The 21,455-nt window shown below is 74.1% G+C and carries 21 protein-coding genes, 1 tRNA gene and 1 pseudogene; 14 read left to right on the top strand and 9 right to left on the bottom strand.

Annotated elements, in window-relative coordinates:
• Nucleotides 1-24: 24 nt before the first annotated feature.
• From OG896_RS05785 to OG896_RS05775, 3 genes are all read right to left on the bottom strand, one after another.
• On the bottom strand, nucleotides 25-366 hold the full coding sequence (locus OG896_RS05785) for a sulfurtransferase TusA family protein (protein ID WP_329363006.1): 342 nt from the start codon (nucleotides 364-366) through the stop codon (nucleotides 25-27).
• An 891-nt stretch (nucleotides 367-1,257) separates the two neighbouring features.
• Nucleotides 1,258-1,428, bottom strand: a complete 171-nt coding sequence (locus OG896_RS05780) for a hydrophobic protein (protein WP_329363004.1) — start codon at nucleotides 1,426-1,428, stop codon at nucleotides 1,258-1,260.
• Between the two features lie 283 nt (nucleotides 1,429-1,711).
• On the bottom strand, nucleotides 1,712-1,978 hold the full coding sequence (locus tag OG896_RS05775) for a GlsB/YeaQ/YmgE family stress response membrane protein (protein ID WP_328471521.1): 267 nt from the start codon (nucleotides 1,976-1,978) through the stop codon (nucleotides 1,712-1,714).
• 158 nt (nucleotides 1,979-2,136) lie between these two features.
• On the opposite strand from OG896_RS05775, the gene OG896_RS05770 reads away from it, so the two are divergent.
• From OG896_RS05770 to OG896_RS05745, 6 genes are all read left to right on the top strand, one after another.
• Nucleotides 2,137-2,484 carry an STAS domain-containing protein gene (locus OG896_RS05770; RefSeq protein ID WP_329363001.1) on the top strand — a complete coding sequence of 116 codons (348 nt, stop codon included), beginning with the start codon at nucleotides 2,137-2,139 and terminating at the stop codon, nucleotides 2,482-2,484.
• 70 nt (nucleotides 2,485-2,554) lie between these two features.
• Nucleotides 2,555-3,016 carry an ATP-binding protein gene (locus OG896_RS05765; RefSeq protein ID WP_329362999.1) on the top strand — a complete coding sequence of 154 codons (462 nt, stop codon included), beginning with the start codon at nucleotides 2,555-2,557 and terminating at the stop codon, nucleotides 3,014-3,016.
• Nucleotides 3,017-3,301: 285 nt separating this feature from the next.
• A complete protein-coding gene (locus OG896_RS05760; protein WP_329362997.1) occupies nucleotides 3,302-4,960 on the top strand; it encodes a PP2C family protein-serine/threonine phosphatase in 1,659 nt (552 codons plus the stop codon).
• A gap of 201 nt (nucleotides 4,961-5,161) precedes the next feature.
• The gene (locus OG896_RS05755; protein WP_329362995.1) at nucleotides 5,162-6,256 is read left to right on the top strand and encodes a cobalamin B12-binding domain-containing protein; all 1,095 of its coding nucleotides are present in this window, start codon (nucleotides 5,162-5,164) and stop codon (nucleotides 6,254-6,256) included.
• Complete coding sequence (locus OG896_RS05750; protein WP_329362993.1) at nucleotides 6,253-6,654, top strand: STAS domain-containing protein; 402 nt, start codon at nucleotides 6,253-6,255, stop codon at nucleotides 6,652-6,654. Before OG896_RS05755 ends, OG896_RS05750 begins: the two co-directional genes overlap by 4 nt.
• A gap of 518 nt (nucleotides 6,655-7,172) precedes the next feature.
• Nucleotides 7,173-7,697 carry a VOC family protein gene (locus OG896_RS05745; protein WP_329362991.1) on the top strand — a complete coding sequence of 175 codons (525 nt, stop codon included), beginning with the start codon at nucleotides 7,173-7,175 and terminating at the stop codon, nucleotides 7,695-7,697.
• 125 nt (nucleotides 7,698-7,822) lie between these two features.
• Here the strand turns inward: OG896_RS05745 and OG896_RS05740 are convergent.
• A tRNA-Pro gene (locus OG896_RS05740) sits at nucleotides 7,823-7,896 on the bottom strand.
• A 154-nt stretch (nucleotides 7,897-8,050) separates the two neighbouring features.
• On the opposite strand from OG896_RS05740, the gene OG896_RS05735 reads away from it, so the two are divergent.
• The gene (locus OG896_RS05735; protein WP_328471618.1) at nucleotides 8,051-8,344 is read left to right on the top strand and encodes a YiaA/YiaB family inner membrane protein; all 294 of its coding nucleotides are present in this window, start codon (nucleotides 8,051-8,053) and stop codon (nucleotides 8,342-8,344) included.
• Between the two features lie 85 nt (nucleotides 8,345-8,429).
• On the opposite strand, the gene soxR is transcribed toward OG896_RS05735, so the two are convergent.
• Nucleotides 8,430-8,894: a redox-sensitive transcriptional activator SoxR gene (gene soxR / locus OG896_RS05730; protein WP_329362989.1), complete on the bottom strand. Its 465-nt coding sequence runs from the start codon at nucleotides 8,892-8,894 to the stop codon at nucleotides 8,430-8,432.
• A 54-nt stretch (nucleotides 8,895-8,948) separates the two neighbouring features.
• Between soxR and OG896_RS05725 the strand changes: the two genes are divergently transcribed.
• The 7 genes and pseudogenes from OG896_RS05725 to OG896_RS05695 all read left to right on the top strand — a co-directional run bounded on the left by OG896_RS05725 (nucleotide 8,949) and on the right by OG896_RS05695 (nucleotide 14,501).
• Nucleotides 8,949-9,680, top strand: a complete 732-nt coding sequence (locus tag OG896_RS05725) for a transketolase (protein ID WP_402444858.1) — start codon at nucleotides 8,949-8,951, stop codon at nucleotides 9,678-9,680.
• 129 nt (nucleotides 9,681-9,809) lie between these two features.
• Nucleotides 9,810-10,712: a transketolase family protein gene (locus tag OG896_RS05720; protein ID WP_329362986.1), complete on the top strand. Its 903-nt coding sequence runs from the start codon at nucleotides 9,810-9,812 to the stop codon at nucleotides 10,710-10,712.
• A 234-nt stretch (nucleotides 10,713-10,946) separates the two neighbouring features.
• Nucleotides 10,947-11,534 (top strand): annotated as a pseudogene (locus tag OG896_RS05715) (cysteine hydrolase family protein); the annotation flags it as partial.
• Between the two features lie 175 nt (nucleotides 11,535-11,709).
• Complete coding sequence (locus OG896_RS05710) at nucleotides 11,710-12,648, top strand: GlxA family transcriptional regulator (protein ID WP_329362984.1); 939 nt, start codon at nucleotides 11,710-11,712, stop codon at nucleotides 12,646-12,648.
• A 139-nt stretch (nucleotides 12,649-12,787) separates the two neighbouring features.
• Nucleotides 12,788-13,381: a DUF4291 domain-containing protein gene (locus tag OG896_RS05705; RefSeq protein ID WP_329362982.1), complete on the top strand. Its 594-nt coding sequence runs from the start codon at nucleotides 12,788-12,790 to the stop codon at nucleotides 13,379-13,381.
• 77 nt (nucleotides 13,382-13,458) lie between these two features.
• Complete coding sequence (locus OG896_RS05700; protein WP_329362980.1) at nucleotides 13,459-13,656, top strand: hypothetical protein; 198 nt, start codon at nucleotides 13,459-13,461, stop codon at nucleotides 13,654-13,656.
• Nucleotides 13,657-13,844: 188 nt separating this feature from the next.
• Nucleotides 13,845-14,501, top strand: a complete 657-nt coding sequence (locus OG896_RS05695; RefSeq protein WP_329362978.1) for a DUF309 domain-containing protein — start codon at nucleotides 13,845-13,847, stop codon at nucleotides 14,499-14,501.
• A gap of 97 nt (nucleotides 14,502-14,598) precedes the next feature.
• Here OG896_RS05695 and OG896_RS05690 read toward each other — a convergent pair whose 3' ends face one another.
• From OG896_RS05690 to OG896_RS05675, 4 genes are all read right to left on the bottom strand, one after another.
• Nucleotides 14,599-16,563, bottom strand: coding sequence for a DUF2264 domain-containing protein (locus OG896_RS05690; protein ID WP_329362976.1), 1,965 nt, complete (start codon nucleotides 16,561-16,563; stop codon nucleotides 14,599-14,601).
• Between the two features lie 110 nt (nucleotides 16,564-16,673).
• The gene (locus OG896_RS05685; protein WP_329362974.1) at nucleotides 16,674-19,088 is read right to left on the bottom strand and encodes a polysaccharide lyase 8 family protein; all 2,415 of its coding nucleotides are present in this window, start codon (nucleotides 19,086-19,088) and stop codon (nucleotides 16,674-16,676) included.
• A gap of 142 nt (nucleotides 19,089-19,230) precedes the next feature.
• Nucleotides 19,231-20,334, bottom strand: a complete 1,104-nt coding sequence (locus OG896_RS05680; RefSeq protein ID WP_329362972.1) for a LacI family DNA-binding transcriptional regulator — start codon at nucleotides 20,332-20,334, stop codon at nucleotides 19,231-19,233.
• A gap of 92 nt (nucleotides 20,335-20,426) precedes the next feature.
• On the bottom strand, nucleotides 20,427-21,416 hold the full coding sequence (locus OG896_RS05675) for a hydroxyacid dehydrogenase (RefSeq protein ID WP_329362971.1): 990 nt from the start codon (nucleotides 21,414-21,416) through the stop codon (nucleotides 20,427-20,429).
• Between the last annotated feature and the right edge of the window lie 39 nt (nucleotides 21,417-21,455).

Raw genomic sequence — 21,455 nt, 5'->3', positions numbered from 1 at the left:
CTCCCTGCTGATGGCGGAGTGGGCTTACTCATGGGGGTCGCGGGACAGGGCCTGTCCCGCGGAACCGGGTTCCGGGTGCGCGCCGATCCGGATGACGAAGCGGGCGACGGCGTCGCCGTCGTGAGTGCGGGTCAGCCGGTCACCGTTGCGGGCGCACCAGGCCGGGACGGCACAAACGGCCTCGGGGTGGGAGGTCGAGACCTCGAGCAGCGCGCCCGGTGGGAGCGCCGCGCGGCGCCGCTCCAGAGCGGCGCGCAGTCGGGACCACGGCTCCTCACCGCCGTCCACCACGGCGAGCGGCTGGTCGGCGCCGCCGGGTGGGTCGGCGGGAGCGGAAGTCGGGTCGGGTGGACAGGGATCGGGCACTGAGCGGTCCTCGGACGTGGGGTACCAGGGCTCACCGAAGGTACGGTCGAAGGGCGTTACTCGTGTGTTACTGCGCTCGGCCGCACCTCACCGGATGACGGGCGGCCGGCCCGATGCCTGCGTGTGGCGCGGCTTGACGTCACTCCCGGGTCCCTCCACGAGGGTTCTCGCTCTCGTCGCTCTCGTCGCACCCGGGAGCGAGGTCGCCGAGGTCGCCGAGGTCGCCCGGCTCCTGGGCATCGGCGACCGGGCGATCCATGCCCGGCGACGCCGGCGCCTCATCGACACGGGGCAGTCGCCCGGCGCGCTGCCGGTTCGACTGGAACGTCCACCTGTCCGACGGCCTGCGCTCGGTCGGGCCGTTGCACGCCACGGGCGTCGAGGTTCTCCCCGGTACCGGCGCACCCCACCTCGGTGTCCCCACCTCGGTGCCCCGGGCCTCGCTCACGGCGCCGGCCCGCACGACGAGCCGCGCCCGCTCGGGCCGGCGCTCTGAGTCCGGTCGGGGCGCTCAGCTCGGTGGCGCGGCGTACCGCCGACCGGTCCGGCCCCACCGACCGGTCCGGCCCCACCGACCGCGGGCGAATGGAGCCTGGCGCCGCGGCGGACCTGGTACTCGTGGAGGGTGCCCCGACCTCGCAGCTCTCCTCGACACCGAACACCCGCGCGGTGGGGCGTCGGGGGTGTTGGGGACACCGGGGGCAGCAAGGGCAGCGGGGGCGTCGGGGCACCGCCTGGCACCGGCCGGGGTGACGGGGCGTCAGGATGCCTGAGCGCCCGTGCGGCGGCCCTCACCCTCGCACACGCGCGCGTGCCCGCCCCGAGATGTTCCTCGGGGCGGGCACGCGCGGGGCCGCGGGTTCGGTCACCGCGAGCGCGGTGACGCTTCGTCTACCAGCGGTACCAGCGCCCGCGGTTGCCGCCCGATCCGGTCGAGCGCAGGAGGAATCCCAGCGCCCAAAGGACCAGCACCACGATGCCGATCCACAGCAGCAGTTTCACCGCGAAACCCGCACCGATGAGAATCAGTGCCAGCAGGAGAACAATGAGCAACGGTGCCATGATGGTGAACCTCCGAGAATTGGTGTGCCCGGGAGTCGCCGGCCGATTCAGGGGATTCCTGTGACAACTCAGGCGAGGCAGTACCCGTGGTGCGGACAAGTGGTACGCCGACGCCCGCGCTACCGGGCGGTCGGGAAATGCGATGAGCCCCTGAGGCGGGAACCTCGGTTCCCGGCGTCCCCGGGACGTCGACGACGCGGGGGGTGTGCCGGACCGGTCAGGCGCGCGGACACGGGCGGAGCCGGGTGTCAGGGCGCGGGCCGGACCCGCCGGGGTGCGCCGGTCAGGCGCGTCGGCCGTTGGTGACGGCCCGGTGGATCGCGAGCAGGATCATCGACCCGGCGATCGCCGCGATCCAGGTGGACAGGTGGAAGAACCCGTTGATGGAGTGCACGTGGAAGATGACCTTCCCGAGCCATCCGCCGAGCAGTCCACCGAGAATTCCGATGACCATCGTGATGATGATGCCGCCCGGGTCGCGGCCCGGCATGAGCGCCTTGGCGATGGCGCCCGCCAGCAGTCCGATGATGATCCAGGCAACAATACCCATGACGCGCTCTTTCTCCGTTTCCGACGATCCCTGACAGCGACCGTCTTTACCGGCGCTGGACTTTCAAACACCCGTTCCCCGCGAAGCATCGGATGATCGGCCCGGGGTATCGTCCCGAGCACCGTGCGAAGAGACCGCGACAGGTTGGGGAGGCAGGTATGGCGGGGCAGGGCGCGGAGGTGTCCGCCTGGGCCGCAGGCGGCGGGGTGTGGATGGTGAGGATCGCGGGCGATCTGGACGAGTCCCGCACGGCGGCGATGTCGGACGCGCTACGGCGGGGCCTGGACACCGGTGGACGGCGCACCGTGGTGGACGCCTCGGACGTGGAGTTCGCGGACTCCTCGGTGCTGCACACCCTCCTCCAGGCCAGAGCCGCATACGTCGCCACGGAGGTCGAGTTGGTGATCGCGGGGCCCAGCCTGGCGGTACGCCGGCTGCTCGACGTGACCAACACGGCCTCGGCGTTCGTCCTGGCGGACAGCCTGCGGGAGGCGATGGCGTATTGACGGCGCGCGCTCGGTGACGGCGGGGAACCCGGTGGCGTGCCGTTGCGCGCACCGGGTAGACAGGCCCCCAGTGAGCGGGGAAGCAGCAGGTGATCAGCACGGCGCGGGTACGGGCATCGGGTCCGGCGGCGCCGCGGGATCGCCGAGCGCGCTTCCCCGGTCCAGCGCGGACGCGCGGGCGGCGGTCCTCGCTCTGCTGGAGCGGCGCTTCTGCGCTCCGGCGGCCGACTGGAGGGAGACCGTGGTGGTGGCGGATGTGCTGCTGGTCACGTCGGAGCTGGTCACGAACGCCAACCGGCACGGCGGCGGCCTGACCCGGTTCTCCGCGGAGATCGACGGGGACGCGCTGCGGTTGTACGTCGGAGACGCCAGCCCCGAGCCCCCGGTCAGCCCGTCCGGACCGGACGCGGCCGAGAACATGCCGAGGATCGGCGGGTACGGCTGGCAGATGGTCTGCCGGCTGGCCCACGAGGTGACAGTCGTCACCCACCGCGCGGGCAAGACGATCTCGGCCGTGCTCCCTCTGGTGTAGCCGGCACGGCCGGTCCGGGGCGGGTGCCGGGCCCTTCCGCCAGGCCCCTTCCGCCCCGGCCCCTCGGCCCTCGTCCCGCAGGCGGGCGGCGCCGTCGTGCCTGACCCGGGCGTGGTCCGGAGCCGGCCCGGAGCGCGCCCGCGCGGTGCCGAAAGCCTCCGGTGCGGCGCGCCGTTGGGACGGGGGCCGGTTGCCATCGGGGCGGGACATGCAGGATGGTTGCCGGGTGGCAACGATTTCGTCGAGTCGATGAGGTGAGGGATTCGCACAGCGGGTCCTCAGCATATGGTCTCCACCAGAGCGCAGACCGGCGCCGGACCGGAACACGGTTCTCCGTGGCGCCGTGCCCCCTATCCCGTCCTGGTCGTTGACGGCCGGGACACGATCGTCGTGCGGAACGACTCCGCCGAGGCGCTGCTGCCAGGGGCCCGCCCCGGGACGCGCTTCGCGGACTGGGCGCCGGACTGGCTGTCCGCCGCGCACAACGCCGTGCGGGCGCCCCGCCCCCGCCCGGCCGGCTCCGCGGCGGCCGAACCGCTCTCGGGCCTGATCGGCGAGCGGAGCTTCGAGGCGTACCCGCGGGCGCAGGGCGACGGCACGGTGGTGTGGTGGCTGGTCGACGACACCGAACTCCGGCTGGTGCGGGAGGCGTTGCGGCTGGAGCGTGAGCAGACCGCGTTCCTGACCAGGGCGTCGAGCACCCTGCTGTCCTCGCTCAACATGGTCCGCTGCATGGAGGTGATCGCGCACCTGGCCTCGGAGCACCTCGCCGACGCGGCGCTGGTCGTCGCGCCGGCCCGCGGGACCCGACTGCCGATGGTGACCTGCCTGCGCGGCGGAGACACCGTACGGACCCACGCGCCGGTCGACCCGGACGAAGTGCCCGGCCTGGGCGAGGCGTTGCGCGGCTTCCCGCCGATGCCCTCGCGGTGGATCGACCCGTCGGCCGCGCCCGACTGGCTGGTGCCTGACGGGTTCGGCCCGGCCGGTTCGATCGTGGTCACCCCGCTGCCCGGCCACGGCGTACCCGCCGGCGCGCTCGTCCTGCTGCGCCGTTCGGGTGATGCGCCGTTCACCGACAACGAGGAGGTCTTCGCCCGGCTGTTCGCCGCCCGCGCGGGCGTCGCGATGTCGGCCGCCCGCCTGTACGCGGAGCAGTCGTCGATCACCGAGACGCTGATGCAGGAGCTGCTGCCCCCGTCGCTGCACGAGGTCTCCGGCGTGGACTTCGCCGGCGGCTACCGGCCGTCGGCGGACCACGAGCGGATCGGCGGGGACTTCTACGACGTGCACCCCGCCGTCGTCGACGGCGAGCCGTCGCTGGTCGCGCTCGGGGACGTGTGCGGCAAGGGGCTGGAAGCCGCCGTGCTGACCGGGAAGATCCGCAACACGCTGCACGCGCTGCTGCCCATGGCCGACGACCACCAGCGGATGATCGGCCTGCTCAACACCGCGCTGCTCAACTCCCGCCACAGCCGGTTCGCCACCCTGGTGCTGGCCTCCGCGGTACGGGAGGGCAGCGGGGTGGGCCTGCGGCTGACCAGCGCCGGTCACCCGAGCCCGCTGATCGTCCGCGCGACCGGCGCGGTGGAGGAGGCCAGGACCCGGGGCACCCTGGTGGGCGCCCTGCCCAGCGCGCCCGCCCGCACCGCGAGCATCACCCTCGCGCCCGGCGAGTCCTGCGTCCTGTACACCGACGGGATCACCGAGGCCAAGGGAGGACCGATGGGCGGCACGCAGTTCGGCGAGGAACGCCTCCAGCGGGCCCTGTCGGAGTGCGCGGGCATGCCGGCCGAGAGCGTCGTCGAACGGGTCCAGATGCTCGCTTCGGAGTGGGTGGGGAAGGGCTCCCACGACGACATGGCTGTCGTGGTGATCTCCGCGCCCCGCAGCCACCATCTCATCGCGGTGAACGGCCACACCCGGGGCCGCTTCACCGCGTGATGCCGCGCCTGGTGAACACCGCGCCTGGTGAACGCCGCATCTCGTGAACGCCGCACCTGGTGAACACCGCACCTCCTGACCGCCGGGCTCCGGCCCGCCGGGCCGCGCGTGCGCCCGGCGGGAGGCGGCGGCACGGGCCCGGCGGCCGCGCGCCGGGCCGCGGGGTGCGGTGAACGCGCGCATTCAGGGCAGATGCGTTGCATGAGAACCAGTACACGGGACCGCCTTCCGGACAGCGGTGTGGTCGAGCGGTTGGTCGACGAGCTGTGGGAGGCCGTCGTGGCGACCCACGAGCGGAGGGCCACCGACGTGGTGCTGCGCGCGCTCGCGGACGGCGTGCACCCCGAGACCCTCCTGCTGGACGTGATCGCCCCGGTGCAGGGCAAGGTGGGCGAGGAGTGGGCCGCCAACCGCCTCAGCGTGGCCCAGGAGCACGCGGCGACAGCCATCAACGAGCGGGTCGTCACCGCGCTCACGCTGCACGCCGCCCCGGACACCGCGCCCGACCAGGGCCGGATCACGGTGTCCTGCGTCGACGGGGAATGGCACGCCCTGCCCGCCCGCCTGCTCGCCGAGGTGCTGACCCTGCGCGGCTGGCAGGTCGACTACCTCGGCGCCCAGGTCCCCACCCCGCACCTGGTCGGCCACCTGCACCGCACCGACGCCGACGCGGTCGCCCTGTCCGGCTCGATCGCGGTCCGGCTGCCCACCGCGCACGCCGCGATCACCGCCTGCCAGGCCATCGGCGTACCCGTGCTGGTCGGAGGAGCCGCCTTCGGACCCGGGGGCCGCTACGCCCGCCTGCTCGGCGCCGACGCCTGGGCGCCCGACGCCCGCGCCGCGGCCGACCGGCTCGCCCGCGGCCCGCTGCCCCGCCCGCAGCCCGACCACCAGCCGGCCGACGACCTGCCGCACCTGGCCGACCAGGAATACACCATGGTCACCCGCAACAGCGCCTCGCTCGTGCGCGCCGTCCTCGCCTCCCTGGAGGAGGCGTTCCCCGCCATGCGCGGATACAGCGCGGCACAGCGGGAGCGTACGGCGGAAGACCTCGCGCACATCGTGGAGTTCCTCGCCACCGCCCTCTACCTGGGCGACGCGGCGCTCTTCACCGGGTTCGTCACCTGGACCGCCGGGATACTCACCGCTCGCGGCGTCCCCGCGCACAGCCTGCCGCCGGCCCTGGGCATTCTGGCCCGCGAGCTCAAGGACTTCCCGCGGGCCGTCAACATCCTCGAACAGGCCCTCGACACGTTCGCCACCGCCCCTCGCACCATCGCCGGGAAGCCCCTATGACGATGACACCCCCCGCCCATCTGCGTCTGACCACGGTCGACACCGAGGACACCGTCCGGATCGAACTCCACGGCGACCTCGACTACGACAACGCCGACCGCCTCGTGGCCGCCGTGACGGAGAAGCTCGCCGAACACCCGCACCTGGACGACCTGCACCTGCACTGCGCCGAACTCGGCACCGTCGACACCATGGGGCTGTCCGCCCTGCTGATGATCCGCCGCCGCACCGGCGAAGCCGGCGTCCGCCTCCACCTGGACGAGCGCGGCACGCGGCTGGACCGCCTCCTGGCTGTCACCGGTACCCTCGAACACCTCACGGCGCCGGTGGCCGGCACGGACGAGACCGGCGCGGACGAGACCCCCCGTGACGAACGGGGAGGCGACGGTGCCCCGTAGCGCCGGGCCGGACACCACCCCCTGACGGCGAACTCCCCGGCCTCCCCCGGCCGCCCCCGGGCGCTCCCGGGCGCACAGAACCGGGACCCATCGACGGGGAGCCCCTGCCAGCACCAGACGTCGCCTCAGGAAGCCTCTCCGAGGAGGCCGCCCGGCCCGCCATCGCCTCCGCCATCGCCCCCGCTTCCCCGTCCCAAGTCCGGTTGGCCTCGGGCTTTCACGAGCGGGCTCGTGCGGGTCCGCGCGGGGGCGCGCGCCCAACTCACGGCGGACAGCGACGAACGCGGACCCGGCGCCGTCTCCGCGGCCTGATCCGCCCGCCCGGTGGCGTCAATTGGGTACTCGACGCGTACTCGGCGCGTACTCGATGCGGGGCACCTCGGCGGCGTAGACGGGGCGGGACAGCGGGACGGTCAGGGTCATTGATGTGCTTTGCGCACATCAATGTGCCTTTTGTGACGCCTCGTTGCTTCCCTATGGTGGGGCTACGCACTAGTCGTAACCAAGCGAGGAGCGACATGCCAGTCCAGCGTCTCAACCATGCCGTGCTCTATGTCCGCGACGTCGAACGCAGCGTCGCCTTCTACTCCGACCTGCTGAAGTTCCGCACCGTCTTCCGCCTCCACGCCGACGGCGGCAAGGTGCCCGAGGGCGCGTTCGTGCAGGCCGAGGGGTCTTCCAACGACCACGACCTCGCCTTCCTCCAGATAGCGGACCCGGCCTCCCCGCAGAGCCCGGGCCGACACCCCGGGCTCGCGCACCTGGCGTGGGAGGTGGACACCCTGGCCGAACTCCGGCAGATCCGCGACAAGCTGCTGCGGGCAGGTGCGCTGGCCTACGAGATCGACCACGGCACCACCAAGTCGCTCTACGTCAAAGACCCGGACGACTTGGAGTTCGAAGTGTGCTGGCTGGTGCCCGCCGAAAGGATCGACGAGGTGGACCGCGAGGCCTTCACGCCGCTCGACCTGGACGCGGTCATCGCACAGTTCGGAGCCGACCTCCCGGGCGGGACCGGCATCTCCGCCCCGGCCCGCCACTGAACCGGCGAACTCCGTTCGCCACTGGAGCCCCGCGGCGTCTGCGGATCGCGCGGTGGCGTGCCCGTGGACGCGAAGAAGCCCGCTGGGCTGGAGCGATGTGCTCCGCCAGCGGGCTTCCCCGTCTGTCGGGACGACAGGATTTGAACCTGCGACCCCCTGACCCCCAGTCAGGTGCGCTACCAAGCTGCGCCACGTCCCGGTGCTTGATCTTCCGGGGCGGGCCCCGGGTTGATCGCGCAGGGAAACAATACCGCACTTGGGGAGGTGGTCGCTCGCACCGTGGGGACGGGGCAGGGGGAGGGTTGAGTAGGCGTACTCATGTGGGGCGGGTCACGGGCGGGGAGGGTGGAGGCATGACCAAGGTGATTCCGCAGCAGCAGACGACTGCCGCGTATGCCGCGCAGGCCGCGATCTCGTTCGGGCTGGCGCTGGGGGCGATGGTGGTGGGGGTGGCGTACCTGCCGGTGGACGCGTGGGTGAGGGCGTTCCTGGCAGTGGGGCTGCTCTATGTGGTGACGGCGACGTTCACCCTGTCGAAGGTGGTCCGGGACCGTCAGCAGGAGGGGCAGGTGACCAGCCGGGTGGACCAGGCCCGGTTGGACAAGCTGCTCGCCGAGCACGACCCGTACAAGGTCGAGGGGATGTAGCCCGGGGGAACCGGGGAAACCGGGGGAACCGGGGGAGCGGATACGAGGACGCGCCCCGGGGGAGGGGGCCGGGGCGAGCGGGGGTTCAGCGCGCCGGGGGACTGTCGCCCAGCAGGTAGCGGGCGCCGGGCCCCTGGTGCGCTGCCGTGTCGTCCGGGTTGTACAGCCCGCAGCGGGTCAGGGACAGGCAGCCGCAGCCGACGCAACCGGTGAGCTGCTCCTTGAGCCGCTGGAGCTCGGCGATCTGCGCGTCGATCCGGCGCTGCCAGGTGCGGGCCACCCGGCTCCAGTCGGCGGAGGTGGGCACGTGGTCGACGGGCAGGTGCGCGAGGGCGTCGCGGACCTCCTCCAGGCTCAGCCCGATCCGCTGGGCGGCGCGGACGAAGGCCAGCCGGCGCAGAGTGGCGCGGCGGTAGCGGCGCTGGCCGCCGGAGGTGCGCTCGGCCTGGATGAGGCCGATCTCCTCGTAGTAGCGCAGCGCGGAGGTGGCGTTGCCGCTGCGGGCGGCCAGTTCGCCGATGGTCAGGCGGTCGCGGGTGGAGAGGCTCACGGCGTCCAGGGTAGCGCTTGACTTCAAGCGGACTTGAAGTTGCACAGTCGGGGTATGACGACGACGAGAGCCGCCGCACAGGCGGTCGCCGGCCACCCGGACGGGCGGCCGTACGGCTACCAGGACCTCCACCCGCTGATGTCGCTGATGAGCGGCGACGAGAAGCACGGCCCCGCGGCCACCTCCACCCTCGATGCGCTGTGGGTGCTGTACGACCGGGTGCTGCGGGTCTCCCCGGAGAGCGCCGACGACCCCGAGCGGGACCGTTTCCTGCTGTCGAAGGGCCACGGCCCGATGGCGTACTACGCGGTGCTCGCCGCGAAGGGCTTCGTGCCGCGCGCGTGGCTGACCGGCTTCGGGGGATACGACTCGCCGCTCGGCCACCACCCGGACCGGACCCTGGTGCCGGGCGTGGAGATCGGCTCGGGCTCGCTCGGGCACGGGCTGCCGCTGGCGGTGGGCAGCGCGCTGGGCCTGCGGGCGCAGGGGCTGACCGATCCGGCGGTGTGGGCGCTGGTCGGCGACGCGGAGATGGACGAGGGCAGCAACCACGAGGCGCTGCAGTTCGCCGGGGCGATGGGCCTGGAGCAACTGCACGTGGTCGCCGTGGACAACCAGTCCGCGACCTACGGCTGGCCGGGCGGGCTCGCCGCCCGCTTCACCATGGAGGGCTGGTCCGCGCTGACCGTGGACGGGCGGGACCACGACGCGCTGTACGAGGCGTTCACCGCGCCGCACCCGGGCCGCCCGCACGCGGTGGTCGCCCGGGTGGAGCCCAAGGACTGAGCCCGCCGCCCGTAAAAACGGTCCGCCGCCCGTACGGTCCGCCGCCCGTAAAAACGGTCCGCCACCCGGTCCGCCGGCCGGACAGCCGCAACCCCCTTCCCCACCCCACCCCACTTCTCGGAGCACCCCATGGACACCATGCGTGACCGTTTCGGCACGGTCGCCGGCCGCCTTCTCGACGAGGACCCGCGCCTCGCGGTCGTGCTCGCCGTGATCTCCGGCGACCGCTTCAAGGACGCCGCCAAGGCGCACCCGGACCGCGTGATCGACGTCGGCATCCGGGAGCAGCTCCTGGTCAGCGTGGCCGGCGGCATGGCGCTGACCGGCCTGCGCCCCCTCGTGCACACCTTCGCGAGCTTCCTGGTGGAGCGCCCCTTCGAGCAGGTGAAACTGGACCTCAACCACCAGGGCGTCGGCGCGGTGCTGGTGAGCGCGGGCGCCTCGTACGACATCGCGGCCGGCGGACGCACCCACCAGAGCCCGGGCGACGTCGCGCTGCTGGACACTCTCGACGGGTGGACGGTGCACGTGCCCGGGCATCCGGACGAGGCTGAGGCGCTGCTGCGGCACGCCGCGGCCGACGGGGACAACCTCGTGTACGTCCGGCTCAGCGACCAGGCGAACCTCGCGCCGCAGCCGGTCTCCCCGGGACGGTTCCAGGTGGTGCGCGAGGGCCGCGCCGGCGTGGTGCTGGCGGTCGGGCCGATGCTGGACGCGGTGCTGGAGGCGACCAGCGGCCGCGACGTGACCGTGCTGTACGCCTCGACGGTACGGCCGTTCGACGCGGCCACGGTGCGCGAGGCGGTGGCGCGTGCGTCGGCGCCCGACCTGGTGCTGGTCGAGCCGTACCTCGCGGGCACCTCGGCGGACTTCGCCGGCCGGGCGCTGGCGGACGTGCCGCACCGGGTGCTGTCGCTGGGCACGCGGCGCGAGGAGTTGCGCCGCTACGGGTCCCCGCGGGACCACATCGCCGCGCACGGGCTGGACGCGGCCGGGCTGCGCGAACGGATCGACGGGTTCCTCCGGCCGTAGCGCACCGAAGCGGGCCGCACCGCGGCGGACCGTAGCGCACCCGCACCCGCACGGCACCGCAACCCGCACGGCACCGCAGCCCGCACGGCACCGCCCCCGTGCCGCAGCCCGCCCTGGGGCCGTGCACCGGGAGCCGCCGAGGACCGGACCGCCCGGACCCGGTGACCTGATCCGTCCGCATCCGGACCCGATGGGGCCTGTCGCCGTCCGCGGCGCGGCCGTCAGGCTCGGGGCATGACCCGAGCACTGATCGTCATCGACGTCCAGGAGTCCTTCCGCGCCCGCCCGCTGTGGCAGTCCATCTCCGACCCGAGGATCGCCGAGCGGGTGGACCGGCTGGTCCGGCTCGCCCGGCGGGCCGGGGACCTGGTGGTGTGGGTGCTGCACACCGAGCCCGGCAGCGGCGACACGTTCGACCCGGCGCTGGGACACGTCCGGCTGATGGAGGAGCTGCGGCGCCTGGACGCCGAACCGCTGCTCCACAAGACCTCGCACAACGCCTTCACCACCACCAACCTGCAACAGCTCCTCACCCGGCACGGCGTGCGCGAGCTGACCGTCTGCGGCATCCGCACCGAGCAGTGCGTGGAGACCACCACCCGGGTCGCGAGCGACCTCGGCTACCAGGTCACCTTCGTCGTCGACGCCACCGCCACCAACCCCATCCCGCACCGCGACGCGCCCGCGGGGCAGAGCGTCGCCGAACTGCTCGCGGACCCGCGGACGTTGAGCGCCGAGGAGGTCATCAGGCGCACCGAGTACGCGCTCGCCGGACGCTTCGCCACCATCGCGACCGTCGAGCAGTTGGAGGAAGCGGCCGAACGCTCGGGCACGGGGGCCGAGCGCTCGGACCCGGCGGCGGGCACACCCGCGGGTGCGGCTACGTCCTCGGGCGCGGCGGCGGGCACACCCGCGGGTGCGGCTACGTCCTCGGGCGCGGCGGCGGGCACACCCGCGGGTGCGGCGGTGGGCGGGCGTTCGGCATGATGGCCTGATCGTGAGCCGCGTCGTCTTCTTCCTGGTGCCCGGGGTCCATCTGCTCGACCTGGCCGGACCCGCGCAGGTCTTCTCCACGGCCGCGGACTTCGGGCACCCCAGCACGCTCGTCTACGTCGCCGAGCGGCCGGTGGTCCCGACCGCTCAGGGGCTGCCGGTGGTGGCCGGCACCGAGTGGCCCCGCCTCGGCCCGGAGGACCTGATCGTGGTGCCCGGCTGGCGGGTGTCCGTCCCGGCGGCGGGGCCCCGTACCGGCGTCGGGGTGGGCGGCCCCGCCATCGGCGCGGCCGCCCTGCGCGCGCTGCGGGACCACCACGCCGGGGGCGGGACGGTGGCCGGCGTGTGCGTGGGCGCGGAGGCGCTCGGCCGGGCCGGGCTGCTCGACGGGCGCCGCTGCACCACCCACCACGAGGTGCAGGACGAGCTGGCCCGCCGGCACCCCGCGGCCGTGGTGGTCCGCGACGTCCTCTACACCGCCGACGACCGGGTGGTCACCTCGGCGGGCATCGCCAGCGGCATCGACCTGGCCCTGCACCTGGTCGCCGGCCGGCACGGGCCCGCCGTCGCCGCCCAAGTGGCGCGGGACATGGTGCTGCACACGCGGCGCAACGGCCACGAACCGCAGGCCAGCGCCATGTTCAGATACCGCTCCCACCTCGACGACGCCGTGCACCGCGCCCAGGACGTGCTCGACGCGAGGTTCGCCGAGCCGTTGCCGCTGCCGGTCCTGGCCGGGGCCGTGGGGGTGAGCGAGCGCACCCTCACCCGACTGTTCACCCGCGCCACCGGCGGGCTCACCCCGCTGCGCTACCAGCAGGCCCTCCGCCTCGAACGCGCCGAGCACCTCATCGGCCACGGCGCCACGGTCGAGGCCGCCGCCCGCGCGGTCGGCTTCGACGACCCCCGCATGCTGCGCCGCCTGCGGGCGCGCGGGAGTTGACCGCTTCGTCCGGACCTCGCGCGGACCCCCTACGCGACGCGTGCGGACCTCGTCCGTTGCTCCGTACCCGTACCCCGTACCCCGTACCCCGTACGTAAAAGGGTGGCGCCCGCGATTCCGAACGCCGAGGCTGGGCAGCGTGGACATACCCCGACAGCAGATCCGCGCCGTGCACACGGCCTCGACGGTGACCGTCTACCAGGCGTACGCGCCGGAGATCGGCGGACCGGCCGTCCGGCACGGGCGATTCCCCGCGGCCTGGAAGCGGGACCGTATGACGTGGATCAAGCCGTCCTTCCTGTGGATGATGTACCGCTGCGGGTGGGGCACCAAGGAGGGCCAGGAGACCGTGCTCGCGGTCGAGATCACCCGCGACGGCTTCGAATGGGCCCTGGAGCACGCCTGCCTGGCCCACTACGACCCCGCGCTCCACCCCGACCACGACGCCTGGAAGCGCGAGCTCAAGCGGGCCCCGGCCCGGGTCCAGTGGGACCCCGAACGCGACCTGCACCTGCGGCCGTTGCCGCACCGTTCGCTGCAACTCGGCCTCGCGGGCGACGCCGCGCGCCGCTACGCCGACGAGTGGACGGTCGCCGTCACCGACGTCACCGCGCTCGCGCACGAGGTCCACGCCCACGTGCGGAACGGGGAACTGGAAGCCGCCCGGCACCTGCTGCCGGCGGAGCGCCCCTACCCCGAGCACGGCCAACTCCTCGCCAGGGTGCGGGGATGAGCCCCACATAAGGGGAGAGCGGCCACTTCGCCCGGACCTTTATGCCATCGTGACCTGACGGATGTCAGGGTGTGGCCATGAGCGTAAGAACTGCGGAGGACCACAGACACGACCACAGACCTCTCGCGACGGTCGCGTGCGACGAGCGCGCCGGCGGCCCGGGCCTCGGCTTCGGTACCGGACCCGGACTCGGCACCGACGGCCACGCGGACGGGCCGTTCACCTTCGCCGGGCTCATCGCCCGTGTGCAGGCCCTCAACAGACGGGGCCGGTGAGCAGCGCGGACCGGGTACGCGTCGGCGGATCTCCCCGGCTCCGAGGCACCGCCTCTCCGGCGCCCCCTCCGGCACCGCCCTTCCCGTACCGCCCCTCCCGCACCGCTTCCGCGGCACCCACCGAGCCGGTCGCTCCGGACGGCGGGCCGCTGACCCACCCGCGCGCCACCGCGCGGCACAATTGCCGGATGGACCACACGCCGCAGGACGGAGCCCCGGCCGACCGGACGCACGGCGTCTGCGACCGGTGCGGAGCCGTCCGCACCACGCCGGCCGCCGCGCCTTGCGAGCGCTGCGGCGCGGTCCCCGAGCCGGTGGACGAGGCGCCGCACGGCAGGCCCGACCGCCGGGAGCAGGCCACCGACTCAGGCGCGGCGCAAGGGCGTTCCGGGCGTGACCGGGACGTCGACGGCCGGGCGCGCAACAGCCGGCCGCGCGACGGCCTCGGGCGCCCGCTGCCCTACGGCGCGCAGGGCGTGGAGCGCCAGCCGGAGGGAATCCTCCGCACGCCCCGGCAGACCCTGGACGAAGCCCAGCGCCTTCTCGACGACGGCATGCCCTTCCACGCCCACGAGGTGCTGGAGGACATGTGGAAGGCCGCGCCGACCGACGAGCGCGCCCTGTGGCGGGCCCTGGCCCAACTGGCGGTCGGCCTCACCCATGCCGCCCGGGGCAACAGCCGTGGCGCCGCAGCCCTCCTGGAGCGCGCCGCGAAGGGGCTCGCCCCGTACGGGGACCGGGCGCCCTACGGCATCGACGCGGCCGGGCTGGTGCGGTGGGTCGCGGACCGCGACACCGCCGCAGGACCGCCCCCGGCCCTCCGGACACCGCACTCCGCCACCTGACCGGGTCCGGCCGCCACCTGGCCCCGGCCGTCTCCCGACCCCGGCCCGCCGCCAACTCCGGTGCGGCCCGCGCGTCTTGCGTGACGGCAGGGGACCGTCACGACCGCGTGGGGACCTCGACGGGGTCGGCGCCGGGGAAGCTCAGCCGGACCCGGTCCCCCCGCACCTCGCAGCGGATCGCCTGCCGCAGTGCCCCGGGGTCGACGGTGTCCTGCGAGAGGACGACCAGGGTGACGTGGACCCCCGCACCCGCGTCCGTACCCGCACCCGCACCCGCACCCGCACCCGCGTCCGCACCCGCGCCCTCGTCCGCGCCCGCGCCCTCAGGGCGTGCCGCGCGCGAGAGATACGGCGTCGCCGAGTGCGAGCCGAACGCGTTCGCGGCGACCTCGCGGGCGACCGCGGCCTGCTCGTCCCAGCCGTGCAGGGCGATCACCGCGCTGGTGAGGCCGTTCGCGGTGCGGGCGAGCGCCCAGCCCGGACCGGTCTCGACGTAAGGCGGCTCGGCGTCGGCGACCGCGTAGCCGCCTTCCCGTACGGCCGCGTGCCGCGCGCCGCCGACGCGGTGCACGCGGACCTCCCACGGGCCGTGCAGGACACTGGCCGACTCGATCGGCACCGCCTCGTCGCTGCCGGGGAGCAGGGCGTCGTGGCGGGAGGCGGCGGTCCGCCCGTCGCAGTGCAGCGGGTGGATGCGCAGCCGGCGGGACGCCGTGCCGTCGGGCGCGAGGAGGGCCAGGTGGCCGTCCACGGCGCGCTCCCACGCGTGCTGCGCCGACTCGGGCGCGGTCGCGGTGGAGTAGCCGAACTTGGCGTAGTGCGGGTCGTCCTGGGCCGGGCCGGTGAGCGGGTTGTGGTCGCTGCCGTGGTTGACCAGCCGGACGATGCCGTCGTGCCGGGTGCCGTGCAGCAGCCAGCCGGGGACCGGCAGCGCCGTGCAGTGGTCGGACTCCTCGACCGGCAGCGCAGCCTCGCGCGCGGTCCACACCGGGTGGTCGGCGGGCAGCAGCAGCCCGAGGAAGCCCTTGCTCGCCCAGTACGGCGAGGCAGGCCCGGAGTACGGCTGGGTGGCGGGCAGGAACGTGCGGTGCCAGCCGAGGGTGAGCAGGCCGCGCTCGTCCGGCGCGCCGCGCTCCACGAAGTGCCGCACCGCGCCCGACGCGAGCCGCCGGGTGAGCCCGGGGGCCAGTGGCGAGCAGTCCGCGAGCGCCCCCATCCACACCGGCGCGGTCGCCGCGAACCGGTAGGCGAGGGACCGCCCCTGGTGGACCGGGGCGCCGTCGCCGCCGAAGAAGTGCGGGTAGTCCGCGAGGAACCGGCCCAGCCGCTCGCGGTACTCCCGGGCCCGCCCGCCGTCCTCCGCGCCGGCGATGCGCGCCCACAGCAGCGGGTACAGGTGCATCGCCCAGCCGCCGTAGTAGTCGAAGTTGCGGCCGTCGCCGTCGGTGTACCAGCCGTCGCCCAGGTACCAGTCCTCGATACGGTCCAGCCCGCCGTCGATGTCGCTCTGGCTGAACGGCGCGCCGACCGAGGCGAGGAACTGCTCGGAGACGACCTGGAACAGCCGCCAGTTGTTGTCCCAGGTGCGGCCGCCGACGAACCCGGAGAACCAGTCGACCACCCGCTGCTGGACCGCGGTGTCCAGCCGGTCCCAGATCCAGGGCCGGGTCTCGTGCAGGCCGACCGCGATCGAGGCCGCCTCCACCATCTGCTGCGAGCAGTCGGTGAGCACCGGCCACGCCTCGCCGGAGGAGGGGTCCGTGCCGGCCGCGAGTCCCCGCGCGTACCGCTCGATCAGGTGCCCGTCCACCGCGCCGCCCGCCCCGGCGATCCGGAAGGCGGCCAGCAGGAAGGTCCGGGCGTACCCTTCGAGGCCGTCGCAGACCACGCCCGACCAGGAGTTGCGCCCCGGCAGCCGGTACTGCGCGAAGTCCGGGGTGGCGAACGGCACGACGGAGTCCAGCAGATGGTCGGCGACCGCTTCCCAGTGGGCGCGGGTCCAGCCGGTGCGGGGCGACAGCACCCGGTCGGTCGGCGGGAGCGGGAGGAACGGAGCGGGCATGCGGGGGTCCTGTCTTCTCTTCTTCTCTGTCTGCTGCGCCGGGTGGTCTTGTCGTACGCCGCGCCGTGTCCGCCGTCCGGCGCGCACGGCGCGGCGCGTCGCGGTGGTGCTCAGGTCAGTTCTGCGCTGTGGGTGTGCCCCCGTGACCCTCCCACCCGCACGTGGAGCACCGGGCGCCGTCCCGTGGTGACGGTCACCGTGTCGTCCGCCCGCAGCACGTCGCCGACCGGGAACGGCAGCGTGATGGCCAGCGACTCGGCGGAGCGGCCACTGTCCGCCACCGCCACGGACACCCGCGTCCCCCGGCGCCGCACCAGTACGCTGCCGGGCCCGTCGCAGGCCAGCCCGGCGACCTCGCCGGCCGACCAGAAGTGGGCCGACAGCAGCCCGGCCGTGCGATCCTCGATCGCCTGCAGCGCGGGGAGGTTGGACAGCACCCGCACCGGCCGGGCCAGTGACCAGGCGGCCGTCCGTGCGGCGTCGGCCCCCGGCAGCAGCACGTACGCGTAGGTCGCGCCCGCGGGTGACACGCCGTGGTCGAACCACAAGGTGGCGTAGCGGTTGGTGACGGGAGTGGTGCTTCCGTAGGTGGTGCCGCCGACGTCCAGGTCGTGCCAGGTGCCGGTACGTTCCTCGCGCAGCGCGCGCAGGGCCGCCCCCGATGGCAGGACGTAGCCGCCCACCCCCTCCAGGTGCGCCCAGCGGACGTGGTCGAAGTCACGCTGCCAGCCGTCCCGTTCCGGCTGCGGCACCCCGTCGACCAGCAGCCGGTGGGAGGCGCCGGACGGGAGCCGGCGGTTCTCCAGCACGGTCTCGATCCTCCGGCCGTCGCTCGCGGTGATGCCGGTGCCCAGCGCGACGACCGCGTCGTCGAGGCAGAACCACGCCTTCCTGGCCCGCAGGGTGCTGCCCTCGGCGGCCAGTTCCATGGCGGCGGCGCCGTAGCGGCCGGCGAGGACGGCGCCGCCCGCGACCGCGTTGGCCGGAAGGTCGCCGGAGGTGCCGCTGCTTTGCAGGTCGGCGCGGGGCCGGGTGTCCACCGTGGTGCCCGGCAGGCGGTAGGAGTTCACGGTCGGCCAGAAGCCGTCCGCGAACTGGCCGCGGTCGCCGTCGGTGTAGAGGTAGGCCATGCCGTCGCCGGTGTACCAGCCGTGCAGGTTCTCGCCGTTGCCCGCCTCGTAGCGGGCGATCCGGCGCGAGGACAGGGCGAGCGCGAAGGACCAGGTCGGGCGGCGGTGCACCACGCGGTCCATGTCGGCCATGACCGTGTGGGCGGCGGCCGGGCCGGTCGGCACGAGGCCGCGGTCGGCGGTCAGCGCCTTGGCCCGTACGATCGCCGGGATCGTCGCCGACCGGGGGAACGGGTGGTCCTGGCCGCGGCTGATCCACCCCTTCACCAGCGCGCGCCAGGTCGCGGCGCGGTCCGCGGGCGCCCGCTCGGCCAGCAGCAGGATGCCGGACACGGCGTCGGCGCCGGCGTTGAAGTCCTGGGAGTACTCACGGGAGATGGCCCGGCCGCGCACCGGGTCCATCATCAGGCCGTCCAGGACGAACGGCGCGAAGGTCCGTTCCACCGCGTCGTAGAGCACCGAGACGGCCCGGTCGGTGATCTGCCAGTCGGAGTCGCCGAGCAGGGCGAGCAGGTAGGACGCGCTGTTCAGGAGCACGCTGCCGTAGGACCCGGTGTAGGCGAAGACGTCGTGCTGGACGAACGACCCGTCCTGGTAGAAGCCGTCGCCCGCGGCCACGTACTGGAACAGGCTGTCCTTCCCCGCGTCCCGGACGTCGGACAGGCCGTCGCGGGCGAGGACCAGCCGGTCCGCGTCGCGGCTCAGCAGGCCGCTCAGCGCGACGATGACGGACTTGTCCGCCCGGTTCGCGCCGGTCTCGGAGAGCGTGGGGCTGTTGGTGCGGCGGTCGGGGTTCGGGACGAAGTGGTCGACGGCCGCCAGATGGGCCGCGAGGTCGTCCGGGGTGAGCCGCGCACGCAGCAGCACGCACGTGTCGAGCAGTGCGCGCGGCGAGCCGATCTCCCACTGGTACCAGTTGCCGGTCTCCGCGCGGGCCGGGTCGTACGCCCGCTCGCGCAGGAACCGCAGTGCGGCGAGCAGGGCGTCCGCGACGTCCTGGCTGCCGGTCAGCGAGGTGCCCGGGGTGGCCCAGGCGACGGCGAGGGTCCGCAGGGCCGTGTAGCACTGCGCGAACATGTCGGGGTCGGTGACGGGGGCGAAGTCCGGCCACAGCACGGTCCGGTCCGCCGAGCGGTCGAGCGTGCTCCACAGTCCGCCGGCCGAACTGTCCAGCGTGCGCAGCGCGGTGGCGAAGTCGGGGTCGTCCGGGTCGATGTCCCCGCCGGTGATCAGGGTCTCGGCACGGGCGAGCAGGCTCTCGAAGGGGTCGTCGGCGGCGACGGCGGGTGCGGGGGTGAGCGGGCCGAGCACCGCGGCCGCGCCGGCGCCGGCGAGCCCGGCGAGGACGGTGCGCCGGCTTGCGTGCGATCGCGAGGGGGGGAGGTCCGAGCGCATGCGAACTCCTCTGCTGAGATGAGGCGTGGAAGCGTTCAGCGGATGCCGGACAGCATGTAAGCGATTGCTATGTGAGCGCAAGAACGCCCGGGAAGTTACTGTCTTTTACTATGGCAAGCGGGCTGAGAGGGCTAGTAAACGCTCACACCCGGCGGGCCCGGCTGCCGCCGCCGGGCGGTGCCACCGAGTCGCGGACCACGATGTGCGTGCCGAGCCGCACGACGCCGCTCGGCTGCTCGCGCCAGTCGTCCTCGTCGCCGTCGGCGAGGGCGAGCCGGACCGCCTGGCGGCCCATCTCCTCCAGCGGGACGTGCACGGTGGTGAGCCGCGGACGCAGCTCCTGGGCGACCGGGATGTCGTCGTAGCCGACCAGCGAGACGTCCTTCGGCACCCGCACGCCCGCCTCTTCGAGCGCCTGGGCGGCGCCGGCCGCCACGATGTCGTTGGCCGCGAAGACGGCGGTGAAGTCCGGTCCCCCGTCGAGCAGTTCGGCCATCCGGTGGTGGCCGAAGGAGCGGCTGAACGGGCCGTGCTGGACCAGCTCGGGGTCGGCTTCGACGCCCCGGGCCTTCAGCGCCCGGCGGTGGCCGGCCAGCCGGTCGCGGCTGGTGGACAGCCTCGGTGGGCCGCCGAGGTAGAGAATCCGCCGGTGGCCCTGGGTGAGCAGGTGGTCGGTGATGGCGAAGGCGCCGCCCTCGTTGTCGTACTCCACCTGCGCGGTCGGGGCCCGCTCGCCGATGCCCGGCCGCCCGCACAGCACCAGTTTGCTGCCGTCGGCGTGCAACGCGCTCGCCCGGCGCTCCAGTTCGGCGACGTAGCCGCGGTCCTGCACGCTGCCGCCGACCAGGATCACCGCGTCCGCGCGGCGCTGGTGGAGCAGTTCGATGAAGGCCAGCTCGCGCTGCGGGTCGCCCTGCGTGCAGCAGACCAGGCACAGCCGGTCGCCACTGGCCGCCTCCCGCTCCACGCCGCGCGCGATGTAGGCGTAGAACGGGTCGATCACCTCGTTGACCACGATGCCGACGGTGCGGGCCGAGACCCCGGCGAGCGCGCGGGCGTGGGCGTTGACGACGTAGCCGAGTTCGCGCATGGACGCCTCGACCCGTTCCCGGGTGGCCGCGGCCACCGGGTAGTTGCGGTTCATGACCCGTGACACCGTGGCCGTGGAGACACCTGCGTGCCGTGCCACGTCGGTGACTGTCGCGCGCCGTCGCGCGTCCTGGGATGTCGTACCTGCCCGACGCATCGTGCCGCCCTCTGCCCGCCGTCTCGTTCCGCTGAGCCTATGGTCTGGCGGTGCGGCCTCGCGCCACCTCTCCCCGACCGGGTCGGCCGCCGTCATGCCAGATACTCCCAGCTGGCCTGCCGCACCTGGTGCAGCAGCGGCTCGCGCCGTGTGTAGCGGACGAGTTCGTCCACGGCCAGCGATCCGAGCCGGGCCGCCTCGTTGCCCTGGGCGCCGGCCAGATGGGGCGTCAGGAAGACGTTCGGCAGGGTCCACAACGGGTGCTGCGGGGGGAGCGGTTCGGGCTCGGTGACGTCCAGGACCGCGTCCAGCCGGCCGCTGACCAGGTGTTCGGTGAGCGCGTCGATGTCGACCAGCGCGCCGCGCGCGGTGTTCACCAGCAGGGCGCCCGGCCGCATCAGGGCCAGCCGCCGGGCGTCGAGCAGGTGGCGGGTGGCCGGCGTCTGGGGCGCGTGCACGGTCACCACGTCGCTGCCGGCCACCAGGGTGTCCAGGTCGGTCCGCCGCGCGCCCAGCAGTTCGGCCTCGCCGTCGCGCAGGTACGGGTCGTAGAGCAGCACCTGGGCGTCCAGGGTGCGCAGCAGCAGTTCGATCACCCGGCGGCCGGTGCGCGAGGCGCCGATCACCCCGATGGTCAGGCCGTGGGTGCCGAGCCAGTGCTGGCCGTCGAGGTCGGCCGCGGTGCGGTGGGTGCGGCGGTGCTGGAAGAGCCGGGCGAGCGGCATGACCCGCTTGGCGCCCAGGATGATCGCCGCCAGCGTGAACTCGGCGACCGGTACGGCGTTGGCGGCCGCGGCCGAGGAGACGACGATGTCGCGGTCGAAGACCTCGGGTGACAGGAAGGTGCGCACCGTGCCGGCGGCGTGGATGACCGCGCGCAGCCGGGGCGCCCGTCGCAGCACCGCCGCGTCCACCGGGGGGCAGCCCCAGCCGGTCACCAGCACCTCGACGTCGGCCAGTTCGGCCGCCACGGCGGCGGAGGAGAAGTCGTCCACCGGGTGCGGGCGGCGCAGGTCGGCGACCTCCGCCAGGCGGCGCCGCACGGCCGGCGGGAAGACGTTGTCGACCGCGCCGGGGCTCATCGTCAACAGCGCGCGCGGCCGCCTCGGTGGATCGCCGGC

The sequence above is a fragment of the Streptomyces sp. NBC_00669 genome, assembly GCF_036226785.1.
Taxonomy (GTDB): Bacteria; Actinomycetota; Actinomycetes; order Streptomycetales; family Streptomycetaceae; genus Actinacidiphila.
The sequence above is the reverse complement of the archived record's forward strand: the minus strand, read 5'-3'. Positions and strand labels throughout refer to the sequence as shown.

Bases quoted from the DNA above. Each gene is read 5' to 3' on its own strand.
- OG896_RS05720 (WP_329362986.1), top strand. From the start codon at position 9,810: ATGGACACCATGCGTGACCGTTTCGGCACGGTCGCCGGCCGCCTTCTC.
- OG896_RS05700 (WP_329362980.1), top strand. From the start codon at position 13,459: ATGAGCGTAAGAACTGCGGAGGACCACAGACACGACCACAGACCTCTC.
- OG896_RS05680 (WP_329362972.1), bottom strand. From the start codon at position 20,334: ATGCGTCGGGCAGGTACGACATCCCAGGACGCGCGACGGCGCGCGACA.
- OG896_RS05770 (WP_329363001.1), top strand. From the start codon at position 2,137: ATGGCGGGGCAGGGCGCGGAGGTGTCCGCCTGGGCCGCAGGCGGCGGG.
- OG896_RS05675 (WP_329362971.1), bottom strand. From the start codon at position 21,416: ATGAGCCCCGGCGCGGTCGACAACGTCTTCCCGCCGGCCGTGCGGCGC.
- OG896_RS05755 (WP_329362995.1), top strand. From the start codon at position 5,162: ATGAGAACCAGTACACGGGACCGCCTTCCGGACAGCGGTGTGGTCGAG.
- OG896_RS05750 (WP_329362993.1), top strand. From the start codon at position 6,253: ATGACGATGACACCCCCCGCCCATCTGCGTCTGACCACGGTCGACACC.
- OG896_RS05695 (WP_329362978.1), top strand. From the start codon at position 13,845: ATGGACCACACGCCGCAGGACGGAGCCCCGGCCGACCGGACGCACGGC.
- OG896_RS05735 (WP_328471618.1), top strand. From the start codon at position 8,051: ATGACCAAGGTGATTCCGCAGCAGCAGACGACTGCCGCGTATGCCGCG.
- OG896_RS05760 (WP_329362997.1), top strand. From the start codon at position 3,302: ATGGTCTCCACCAGAGCGCAGACCGGCGCCGGACCGGAACACGGTTCT.
- OG896_RS05690 (WP_329362976.1), bottom strand. From the start codon at position 16,563: ATGCCCGCTCCGTTCCTCCCGCTCCCGCCGACCGACCGGGTGCTGTCG.
- OG896_RS05745 (WP_329362991.1), top strand. From the start codon at position 7,173: ATGCCAGTCCAGCGTCTCAACCATGCCGTGCTCTATGTCCGCGACGTC.
- OG896_RS05775 (WP_328471521.1), bottom strand. From the start codon at position 1,978: ATGGGTATTGTTGCCTGGATCATCATCGGACTGCTGGCGGGCGCCATC.
- OG896_RS05725 (WP_402444858.1), top strand. From the start codon at position 8,949: ATGACGACGACGAGAGCCGCCGCACAGGCGGTCGCCGGCCACCCGGAC.
- OG896_RS05780 (WP_329363004.1), bottom strand. From the start codon at position 1,428: ATGGCACCGTTGCTCATTGTTCTCCTGCTGGCACTGATTCTCATCGGT.
- OG896_RS05685 (WP_329362974.1), bottom strand. From the start codon at position 19,088: ATGCGCTCGGACCTCCCCCCCTCGCGATCGCACGCAAGCCGGCGCACC.